The sequence below is a fragment of the Companilactobacillus crustorum JCM 15951 genome (assembly GCF_001434585.1).
Lineage (GTDB): Bacteria > Bacillota > Bacilli > Lactobacillales > Lactobacillaceae > Companilactobacillus > Companilactobacillus crustorum.
Genome location: NZ_AZDB01000019.1, coordinates 28,744 through 39,819 on the forward strand (window position 1 = coordinate 28,744; position 11,076 = coordinate 39,819).

The following is an 11,076-nucleotide window of genomic DNA, read 5'->3' on the forward strand; positions in this document are numbered from 1 at the left end:
TATTATTGATATAACTTAATATAGAATTATTTATAAATTGGAGGAAGAAAATGTGAAAAATCAGGCGATTGAAGCTGATTTTTCGCTCTAATATACAAATGGATCAAAAACAATTAGAACAAGAAGTAAACAAGCGTCGAACTTTTGCCATTATCTCTCACCCGGATGCTGGTAAAACTACTATTACTGAACAAATGCTTTATTTTGGGGGCGTTATTCGTTCCGCTGGTACTGTTAAAGCTAAAAAATCTGGTCAATTTGCTACATCTGACTGGATGGAAATTGAAAAGAAACGTGGTATCTCTGTTACTAGTTCTGTAATGCAATTTCATTATCATGATAAAGATATCAATATTTTGGATACTCCCGGACATGAGGATTTTTCTGAAGATACTTATCGGACTTTGATGGCAGTTGATGCAGCGGTCATGGTTATTGATTCTGCTAAAGGTATTGAACCTCAGACCAAAAAGTTATTTAAAGTTGTTAAAAAACGTGGTATTCCTATTTTTACATTTATGAATAAGTTGGATCGTGATGGACGTGATCCACTTGACCTAATAGCTGAACTAGAAGAGCTTTTGAATATTGAAGGTTGCGCTATGAACTGGCCTATCGGTATGGGTAAGGAACTAAAGGGGCTTTATGATATTCGAAACAATCGTTTGGAACTTTATCGTAAAGATGGCGATGATCGTTTTCTACCATTGAATGATGAAGGACAACTAGCTGAACATAATCCGATTGAAGACGAAGGTGTTTATGATCAAGCTCTTGGTGAAGTAGATTTGATCAAAGAAGCTGGAAATAAGTTTGATTTAGCTAAAATTAAAGCTGGTAATCAAACACCAGTCTTCTTTGGATCAGCTTTGACAAATTTTGGTGTAGAAACTTTCCTAAATACTTTCTTAGACATGGCCCCAGCCCCAGCAGAACACAAGCAACATGATAGTGAGGAAGTAGTTAAGCCCGATGATCCGGAATTTTCAGGCTTTGTCTTCAAAATTCAAGCTAATATGAATCCTAATCACCGTGATAGAATTGCTTTCGTTAGAATTTGTTCGGGCGAGTTTGTAAGGGGGATGGATGTTACTTTACAGAGAACGGGTAAAGTAATGCGTTTGAACAATGCGACTGAATTCATGTCTGATCAAAGAGAGGCTGTTAAAACGGCCGTCGCGGGCGACATTGTTGGTTTATATGATACAGGTAATTTCCAAATTGGGGATTCGATCTATACTGGCAAAAAGGCTGTTCGTTTTGAAGATTTGCCACAATTTACTCCTGAAATGTTTATGGAAGTTCAAGCTAAAAACGTTATGAAACAAAAGTCATTCCATAAAGGGATGCAACAACTAGTTCAAGAAGGTGCCGTTCAGTTGTATAAGAAATATACGACGAATGACTACATCTTAGGTGCTGTTGGTCAACTTCAATTTGAAGTTTTCCAATTTAGAATGAAGAATGAATACAATTGTGATGTTGTAATGAAACCAATCGGTTCTAGAATTGCTCGTTGGGTTGATCCGGAACAATTGGATCCATCAATGTCATCAACAAGAAATATGCTGGTAAAAGATTTAGATGATAAGCCACTATTCTTATTTGAAAATAAATTTGCTGAAAATTGGTTTGCTAATAAATATCCAGATGTTAAATTAACGTCAAAATTATAAGAAATCGCTGAATAGCGGTTTTTTTTATTGTAAAATTTTGATGGTAGTGTAAAAAATCACAATAAAAGGAGGCCAAGATAATATTTCAACAGGACTCAAATAGCGTAGTAACAGGGGATATTACTAAAAGAGACAAGGAAGACGATTCTAGCTACCGATTATCTTCTTGGCATTTGAAATTAATATAGTTGTGTTTTTTTGTAGGGAGATTGCGAGATTCAGATTATTTTTTGAATTACAATATAAGATTTCTTTAAAATCTTAAAAAATTCTTAAAGTCAAGTGGCAAAAAATTACAATTTATTTTCGAATGTTTAATTCTTGTTACAAAATCCGAGTTTTGTTGAAACTACTTTTTTTAAATAGTAGTCTATAACTAGATTATTTATTAAGGGGAAACCATTCTATGTCTAAAAAAAATCTACTCACTAGTGCATTAGTACTTGGCACATTAGCTGCAACGGCTACACCATCTGTAGTATCTGCTGCAACAACAAACGACGCAGATTCTGCTACATCACAAACAAGTACAGAACAAGTAAATAATAAATCAGAAGATAATAGTTCTAACGTAATCGCTGGCTCAAAAGTTAAAAAAGCTGATACAACAGTTGCTACTTCAGCTACTGTTCAAGCTGCCAGTGAATCAATTAATAACGCACTCAATACAACTGCAGTCATTCAAGCTGCTACAGGTGTTACAACATCTCAACAACAAGCTTTCTTAAACCAAGCTGTTCCTATGGCTCAAAAGGCTGCTACACAATATGGACTTTATACTTCTGTAATGTTGGCACAAGCTATTCTTGAAAGTGGTTGGGGAACTTCAACTCTAGCTACTCAAGGTTATAACCTATTTGGTATTAAGGGTGACTATAACGGTGCCTATGTAACAATGCCAACTTCAGAATGGAGTTCAGCACAAGGTTGGTATACAATCAACGCTAACTTCAGAAAGTACCCAAGTTACTATGAATCATTTGCTGACAATGGGAACAAACTTCGTAACGGTGTTTCATGGAACTCAAGTTACTACAGTGGTACATGGAAAGAAAATACTAGTTCATACAAGGACGCTACAGCATGGTTACAAGGTAGATATGCTACAGCTCCTAACTATGCTTCATCATTGAACAATTTGATTGAAACTTACAATTTGACTCAATATGATGGCACAGCTGAAACAAACGGTGGATCACAAACAGATAGCAATGTTATTAAAGTTAATAACAAGAGCGGTAATTATGTTGGAATTGTTGCCTTCAATGATGATGGTTCAACAAAGAACATCAGTAATCGTGCTTTAGCTAATAATACTGATTGGTATACAGACCAAACTAAGACATATAATGGCCACACATACTATCGTGTTGCTACAAACGAATGGGTTCAAGATACTTATTTAGCTTAATTCCATTCAAAAATAGACACTCTCAATTAAGAATGTCTATTTTTTTGCACTTTTTTATTAGAAGGGTGAATTGAAAATGTACTTGTCTATACTACAACGTTCTTTGCTGGTTGATCGTTGGTTAGGTAATTAGTCGAACTTATGAAACTAAATTGTCTAGATAGGAGCATTTTATGCAGTATATTTTTGATGTTGATGGTACTTTAAGTTTTGATGGTGAAACAATTTCTGAGTCCATTAATAATGCAATTAAAGATTTAATGTTGGCAGGTAATGAAGTTATCTTTGATTCTGCCCGTCCAATTCGTGATTTGTTGCCGATGATACCAGAGTTTCAATCGCAAAAGTTGATTGGTGCGAATGGAGCAATGATTTCAATAAATAATGAAATTGAGGTTATAAAGCAGATTAATTCAAGTAGTTTTGAATATTTAAAGGTCTTGATTCAAAGATATAATTTGGATTATGTAATCGATAGTAGTTGGAATTATTCATCTAGAATCACCCAGAATAGTTTTATAGAAAAAATGATTGATCCAAGTAAATTTGCTCAAAAAATTAAAATAGATGAAATTGAAAATCCAATTAAGACTATTTTTGTAAATGTTGAAATAAGACTACAAGAAAAATTGTTAACAATGATCAATCAAGAGACACCACTCAATGCTATAGGATTAGCCGGTGAGAGAACCGTTGATATAACTGCTAAAGATATTAACAAGTTTTTCACGTTGGATAAATTAGGTATAGAGAATTATATAGCTTTTGGTAATGATCGCAATGATTTTGAAATGTTACAATCAGCGCAAACAAGTGTCTGGATTGAAAGTAAAAAGAATTTAAAATCATATAGCAAGAATGCTGATATTGTTTGTCAGCCTAATAGTGAAGCAGTAGCCGAATTGATTCGGAGTTTTCTTAGATAAAAATTATACCCCCTAAAGTTAGAACAACTTTAGGGGGTATTTGTATAGCTAAAATTAAATTGCAACTGCAGTTTTGAGGTTCTCTTTAAGATAATCAAATTCGCCATATCCGCTATAAATAAAGATATATTTTTGATGATTATATTCAAATTGAATTCTTTGTGATCCATAGTAAGTGTCTTCATGAATATTTGTTATTTGGCTGATAGGAATTTTGAGTGCTGAGGGCATCATCATTCCTTTGAGTGGCTTGATAGTTAAAGTATTATTAATGATTTCAAAGTTAACGAAACTAAAAGTAGATTTTCATCGACTGTTAATTATTTCAATATAAGTAAACATATTTTTCACTGACCTTTCTTAATTCGCTTTAACTATATTCGGTAGAACGGGTTTCAGAGCAAGTAAAAGAATTAAGAGGTTGCAGGTTTTTCAGCATATGCTGAATATAAAACTGATTTTCTTAAGGAAGAAAAATATGCGTACTTGTTCTTTTGTCTCTTTGAAACTATGATGTTCCTCGTTATCTAAAAGATAAAGGAGTGAACAAGATGAAGAAAAAATATGAGCCTTTATTTGAGCCTTATACCTTAAATAATGGAGTAAAAATAAAAAATCGTTTAACAGTGGCACCATTAACAATTTATGATTCTGGAAACAACGGAGAATTAACTCCCACCGCCAGAGAATTTTGGAGAGATCGTTTCAATGGTTTTGGAATGTTTATTATGCCTTTTACAAATGTTTCTCCTAATGGAGTAGGTTTTGAATCGCCAGATGCATTTAATGAAAGCAATCTCGCAACTTTAAAGGAATATGTAAAAATATCTCACGATCAAGGAGCAAAAATTATTATGCAAATTGGTCATTCAGGCTATAAAGATAATCGCTCTATGACAAGAGGGTATAACGTCGTGTCTGTAAGTGATAATCGTAGGAAACGAACTCGAGTTATGACAACAATAGAAGTACAAGAGATGGTTAAAAAATTTGCTAACGCTGCCAAATTAGGTATTGAAGCAGGTATGGATGGAGTAGAAATTCAAGGGTCTAACGGTTGGCTAATTGAACAGTTCTTTTCAGGAAATACTAATTCAAGAACTGATAATTGCGGTGGTTCTTTGGAAGCGAGGATGAACTTTCCTTTGACTGTTATTGATGCCATTGATAGAGTTCGTAAGCAATATAACCGCCCTGACTTTATTATTGGCTATCGTTTTTCACCAGAGAGACCCGGACAGGGATTTACTATGAAAGATTCTTTACAATTAATTGATCGGCTTGTTGAAAAGCCTTTACAGTATGTTCATGTATCTCTGTTAGGATTTTATAGCCATGCTCGAAGAGGGGCTGATACTAGTTTGACGAGAATGAAGATTTTTCATGATCGAATTAATGGTCGTTTACCATTGATTGGTGTGGGTTCTTTGTATACAGCTGATCAGATACTGGATGCGTATAACACTGGTTGGGCCGAATTTGTTGCTCTTGGTAGAACCGTTATGCTGAATCCTAATTTAATTGAGCTGATAAAAGAGGACCGAGAAAAAGAGATTCAAACTCACTTTGATTGGGATAAGAAAAATTTCTATCGTTATACTCCAGCTATGTTACAAGCAAAGAGCGAAGGCATGGATCTAGCACGACGAACGCCACATCGTATAAGACATTAAGGAGGTGCAATAATGATTAGAAAAATGAACGTGGAGACACCTCAAGGTTCTATATTAGAAAGTGTTATTTTTAAATCTCAGCAAGCAAAAACAGTAATAATTGTTATTACTGGCGTAGAAGGCAATATTCAAAATAATCCTTTTTACACTGCTATTGGCAAAAAGCTTTCTAGTGAGGGGATTGATTTTGTGGTTGCTCATACAAAAGATGCTTTTAATCAAACTAAATCTATTAATCAAATTACTGCTCAAACTGAAATTTTTGGAGCCAGTGTGGAATCATTCGCTGATTCTGATAACGATGTTCAAGCATATTTGAATTGGGCTTTAAGCAAAAAATATCAGCATATTATTTTGGGAGGTCAATCATTAGGAGCTAATAAGGTGATTCATTATTTAGCAACTCACTCTAATGTTCCAATTGATAAGTTTCTTTTGTTGAGCCCAGTTGATATTGATGTTTTAAGACGAAGCGTTTCTCAAGAACAACGGGAGTATATCTCCGAGCAAAAAGAAAGTTCTAAAGGAAAAAACAGGTTACCTTTTAAATTATTTAGATGGTTATCCTGTGATGTTGACACAGCAGATGAATGGTTATTTGATGACACGCTTAATAATGTCCACTTTAAGAAGAATATGGATTTTTCACAGGTGGAACGAATTTACGCTAGTGGAGCGTTGATTATAGGAACACGTGACCGATTTGCAGGTGGAGATCCAAGTGGATACTTAAAAAACATTAATAATCATTTTAAAACCAAAGCTAGAAATGAATTGGTCTTTATAAAGGATACCGGTCATATTTATAGAGGCAAAGAATATGTTTTAGCAAATGAAATATTAAATTTGATTAATAAATGGAAATATTAATAAGCAATAAAGAAACCCAGTATGGTAATCATCAAAAGATGACTGCCATACTGGGTTTTTATGTGGAAAAAATTAAATTCATTTTGTTTTTAGGCAAAGGATGTAGCAATGCTTCCAATTACAATCACTACAATTCCTAAAATAGTATATTTTAACTCTCTAGGACTTTTATGCTCATGCAGAATGAAAATTCCACCAAAAGTAGCGATAACGACATTTAACTGTGTCCAGATAAATGCTGAAGTATTTCCATTGGCCTTAGCAGAAATAATATAAGCAAATCCTGCTACTCCCCAGGCTAGACCGGCAAAAATATTCAGATATTGTTCTTTATGTTTGAATATTTTTAGATCAGTAAATAATCCATAAATAATTGCCCCTATTAAAATTCCAATCATTTCAGGTAAAAAGATTGCGGTACTGTTTTGACCTTTAACAATCGACATATTGGGGAAAGATGAATAGATCCAAAATCCTATTGTAGTAGCAAGTAGAAAGACGATATCTTTAATTTGAATTTTATTATTATTGGAATTATCGCTCACAGAAGTAAGCAATGCTCCTATAATAACGATTATTAAGGCAATAATTCCAATGATTTTAGCAGAAATTCCGGACCAATCACCAAAAATTATCATTCCGATAATCGAATTACCAATCAATTGAAAAACGGTAGACAGTGGAACTGTGCCAGAAACACCGATACGTTTGAAGGAAATAAATTGTCCGATTTGTCCAATAGTCCATAGAGATCCAACTAAAACGGAAAACCAAAAGACTGTTGTGCTGACGGTAGGATGAATGAACAAATAAGCTATTAGACCAATTATTGTTGCGCCAGCTCCTATACCAAAAATTTGGTTAGCTGCAGTACCACCAACTTTTCCGGTTATCATTGGTACAATACCCCATCCGATGGCAGGGATGAGTGCGATTAAAATGTTCATGTGAAAAACCTCTTTAAAAATGATTATTGTTAATTATTAAAACCGTTATATAACTCTTCAATAACTTTATTAACGGTTGTTATTTCATGGATCATGCTTAACCCTAATCCAAATGATGCGTAGCCATTTTCTAGGTCGCCTAATAACATGCCTGTTCTCATACCGCCGTAACCATTGGCGGCATTCCAAACTTCTTTATTAGTTCTACCAACCTCGCTTAATTCAACTAAGTGTTCGGGTAGAACACCAGGAATTGAACGATAATATTTCGGTAAGGCCTTAAATAGCAATTCGTCATAAGCATCATGTTTGGTAAGCAATGTTTTTATTTTATCTGACATGGGTGATTCTTTAGTTGCTAAAAAGGCAGTACCGACAAAGATCCCATCCGCTCCCAAATCGAGAGCAGCTTTAGTAGTTCTTTTATCAACAATCCCACCAGCAGCCATGAGTGGAACACGTTTGTTAACAATATCATCCAAGTAAGGAATAGCTGAAAAGGTACCTACGGCATGATCTGGAATAGTTCCTCCTTCGTCAAAACCGGTTGCAACTAATACATCGATTCCTTTTTGAATGGCTTCTTCCACAACATTTTTCGTAGGAGTAGCAGGACGATAGACGATTTTGATGTGATTCTCTTTTAACATATTGAACCACTTAGGAATATATTTAGTACTGTATATAACAGCTACGGGAACTTTTTCTTGAATCATCAATTTGATCATAGGTTCAGCGAAGATATCTTTATCGGGTTCATCGTTTAGAACCAAATTTAGTCCAAAAGGCTTGTTAGTTAATTTTTGTGTCTTTTTTATTTGTTCACGCATTTGTTCAATAGTTTTATTGATAGACTTGGTAGGTTCATATTGTCCAGCGTTAATTCCCAAAACTCCTAAAGCACCAGAGTTACTAACGGTTGCTACGAATTCAGCATTTGTTAGCCAAAACATTGGACCTTGAATGATGGGTTTTTCGATATTTAAAATTTTGCTAATTTGATTATTCATAATGTCCTCCATAATAACTGATTTGTTATAAAGCTTTACAAATTCTATTCCCGTAGTCTATTATCAGAGCTGAAAGCGATTAAGTAAAATAACAATTATAGCTTTAAATATAACTAATTAGTTATGGAGAATATATAATGAATAATGTAGATAAATTGATAAGTATTTTAGACAAAATTAAATCTTCTAAGACATTAACTGAAGTGGCCGAAAAATTGTATTTTAGTCAACCTTATGTGAGTAAGCTCATTACAGAAATGGAAAAGCAGTATGGCATTAAGTTGGTTAATCGTAAGGATACTCCGATTTCTTTAACGAATGCTGGGGAAGTAATTGTTCAAAATTTAAAGGTTATTCAAGATGCTCAGGAAAAGTTAAACATTAATTTAGTAGATTTAAAGAGAACTGAACAGGGAACCATTTCAATAGCCGTCTGTTCTTTAGTAGATGCACCTACACTCGGATGTATAGCTCCTGAGTTATATCGAAAATTCCCTGATTTGAAGCTTAACTTTGTAAATTTGACCGGAGACATAACTGATCATGATTTAATAAATGGGAAAATAGATTTAGCCATTGGCCGAAAATGGAATAATCGGGATTTGCATATTATCCCTTTACCGGTTAGTCAATTGGCGCTTTTAATTCCTGAAACTTGTTCATTGTTTGACGAAAATTCTGAGTATGTAGAATTTACTCAAGATAATTTATCTACTTTAAACGATTGTAATTATATTGGTGTTAATGACAGTTCTTTTTTACAGCATAAGGTTAATCTTTTACTGGAAGAGAACGGAATTCATGTTAATAAAATAATGGAATTGCCGAATTCGGGGCAAGCAGCAACAGTTGCAATGAGTTTGCATGCTACAACGATTACTACAGAGAGAATTGCTAAAAATAATTTGGAAAAGTCTAGTAAGTATAATTTAATGATGATTCCGAAGGATAATGTTGGCTTAAACATGGCAATTTCTTATCGGAAACAATCATCATCAAACATAAAAGCAGTTGCTCAGGCTATTAATGAGTTAATAAATAAATAAGTTTAAAAATGAATTTTTTATTGTCCTCAAGTCTAGAGTCGCTTATGATAATTAAATGGACTTTTAGGTAAGAGAGTGAAATTTATGAGTGAAAAATTAACTTGGAAAAATTTGTTTTTTATCGGATCAATGCTATTTGGATTATTCTTTGGTGCCGGTAATCTGATTTTTCCTGTCTTTTTAGGCCAACAGGCTGGTAGAAATGTTTTTTATGCCATTATTGGATTGTTAATAACTGGGGTGGGATTGCCACTGTTAGGTGTAGCTAGCATGGGGATGACTGGCAGCAATAGTGTTTTTGATTTGGCTGGTAAAGTAAATCGTCCTTATGCATATATATTTACGGTATTGTTATATTTGACGATGGGACCATTTTTTGCAATTCCACGATTGGCAACAATTTCTTTTCAATTAGGAATTGCTCCTTTTATAGCCAAACCACAGCAGAAATTAATATTGCTTCTGTTTTCGGCAATTTTCTTTGGCGTTACTTTTTTGTTGTCAAGGAAGCCTAGCCAACTGATGAATTATGTGGGTAAGTGGTTAACGCCAATTTTCTTAGTTTTATTAGGTATTCTGGTGGTAACGGCATTTATCAAGCCAATGGGAACCTTGAACTTGCCAGCACATAATCAATATGCTCAAGCACCCGTGTTGACTGGTTTTACGGAAGGCTACAACACAATGGATGCTTTGGCGTCGTTAGCATTTGGCGTTGTTGTGATTGATACAATTAAATCTTTAGGTGTGAGCCATCCTGGACAGATTGCTAAAGATACGATTAAATCTGGTTTAATCAGTGTCATTTTGATGGGAATAATTTATACTTTCCTAGCTTTAATTGGAACGATGAGTGTTAATAAGTTTCCTTTAGCGGCTAATGGTGGGATCACTTTAGCTCAAGTATTCAATTATTATTTCGGTTCATTTGGCAGTTTGTTATTAGCGTTGATTGCTATTATTGCTTGTTTAAAAACTTCGATCGGTTTAACTTCAGCCTTTGGTGAGACTGCTAAAGAAATGTTTCCTAAATTCAATTATCAGGTTATTTTGATTTTTGCTGGTACGTTATCGTTTCTAGTTGCCAATATTGGTTTAACTAAACTGATTAATTATTCCACGCCAGTTTTGATGTTTTTGTATCCTTTAGCAATGGTTTTAATTATTATTGCCGTTTTAACGCCAATTTTAGTTGAATCAAAATGGATCTTTGAAATGACAACCTTGTTTACTCTTATTCCAGCACTGTTTGCTGGTTTAGATGCTTTGCCTAAAGGGGTAAAAACGTCCGGTTTTATTCAAGAAATTTTGTTATGGAATAGTCATTTGCCATTATCGCAACTCAGTTTAGGTTGGGTATTACCTGCAATTGTTGGATTAGTAATCGGTTGGATAGTTAGCAAAACAGTAAAAGTACGTTGAGAAACTGTGATGGTTAATTTTAGAGGTTATTTTATAAACAAAAAAGAGTCCCGTATGATTATCATGGGCTCTTTCTCAAGTTTGGTTATAGCGTG

General features: G+C 34.1%; 9 protein-coding genes. 7 read left to right on the forward strand and 2 right to left on the reverse strand.

Features of this window, described 5'->3' with window-relative positions; all coding sequences use genetic code 11:
• The first annotated feature begins 98 nt into the window (after nt 1–98).
• From FD26_RS06600 to FD26_RS06620, 5 genes are all read left to right on the forward strand, one after another.
• The gene (locus FD26_RS06600) at nt 99–1,676 is read left to right on the forward strand and encodes a peptide chain release factor 3 (protein ID WP_057867651.1); all 1,578 of its coding nucleotides are present in this window, start codon (nt 99–101) and stop codon (nt 1,674–1,676) included.
• Nucleotides 1,677–2,082: 406 nt separating this feature from the next.
• Nucleotides 2,083–3,087 (forward strand): glycoside hydrolase family 73 protein, encoded by a 1,005-nt coding sequence (locus tag FD26_RS06605; protein WP_057867641.1) that lies wholly within the window; start codon nt 2,083–2,085, stop codon nt 3,085–3,087.
• Nucleotides 3,088–3,260: 173 nt separating this feature from the next.
• A complete protein-coding gene (locus FD26_RS06610; protein WP_057867642.1) occupies nt 3,261–4,013 on the forward strand; it encodes an HAD-IIB family hydrolase in 753 nt (250 codons plus the stop codon).
• A 551-nt stretch (nt 4,014–4,564) separates the two neighbouring features.
• The gene (locus FD26_RS06615) at nt 4,565–5,686 is read left to right on the forward strand and encodes an NADH-dependent flavin oxidoreductase (RefSeq protein ID WP_057867643.1); all 1,122 of its coding nucleotides are present in this window, start codon (nt 4,565–4,567) and stop codon (nt 5,684–5,686) included.
• Between the two features lie 12 nt (nt 5,687–5,698).
• The gene (locus tag FD26_RS06620; RefSeq protein WP_057867644.1) at nt 5,699–6,556 is read left to right on the forward strand and encodes an alpha/beta fold hydrolase; all 858 of its coding nucleotides are present in this window, start codon (nt 5,699–5,701) and stop codon (nt 6,554–6,556) included.
• A gap of 89 nt (nt 6,557–6,645) precedes the next feature.
• Here FD26_RS06620 and FD26_RS06625 read toward each other — a convergent pair whose 3' ends face one another.
• Both FD26_RS06625 and FD26_RS06630 read right to left on the reverse strand, forming a co-directional pair.
• Nucleotides 6,646–7,503 (reverse strand): GRP family sugar transporter, encoded by an 858-nt coding sequence (locus FD26_RS06625; RefSeq protein ID WP_057867645.1) that lies wholly within the window; start codon nt 7,501–7,503, stop codon nt 6,646–6,648.
• A 29-nt stretch (nt 7,504–7,532) separates the two neighbouring features.
• Entirely contained in the window at nt 7,533–8,513 is a 981-nt protein-coding gene (locus FD26_RS06630) for an NAD(P)H-dependent flavin oxidoreductase (protein ID WP_057867646.1), read from the reverse strand.
• 137 nt (nt 8,514–8,650) lie between these two features.
• Here FD26_RS06630 and FD26_RS06635 point away from each other — a divergent pair, with 137 nt between their 5' ends.
• Nucleotides 8,651–9,559, forward strand: coding sequence for a LysR family transcriptional regulator (locus FD26_RS06635; RefSeq protein ID WP_057867647.1), 909 nt, complete (start codon nt 8,651–8,653; stop codon nt 9,557–9,559).
• Between the two features lie 84 nt (nt 9,560–9,643).
• Nucleotides 9,644–10,981: a branched-chain amino acid transport system II carrier protein gene (brnQ, locus tag FD26_RS06640; RefSeq protein ID WP_057867648.1), complete on the forward strand. Its 1,338-nt coding sequence runs from the start codon at nt 9,644–9,646 to the stop codon at nt 10,979–10,981.
• Nucleotides 10,982–11,076: the final 95 nt, after the last annotated feature.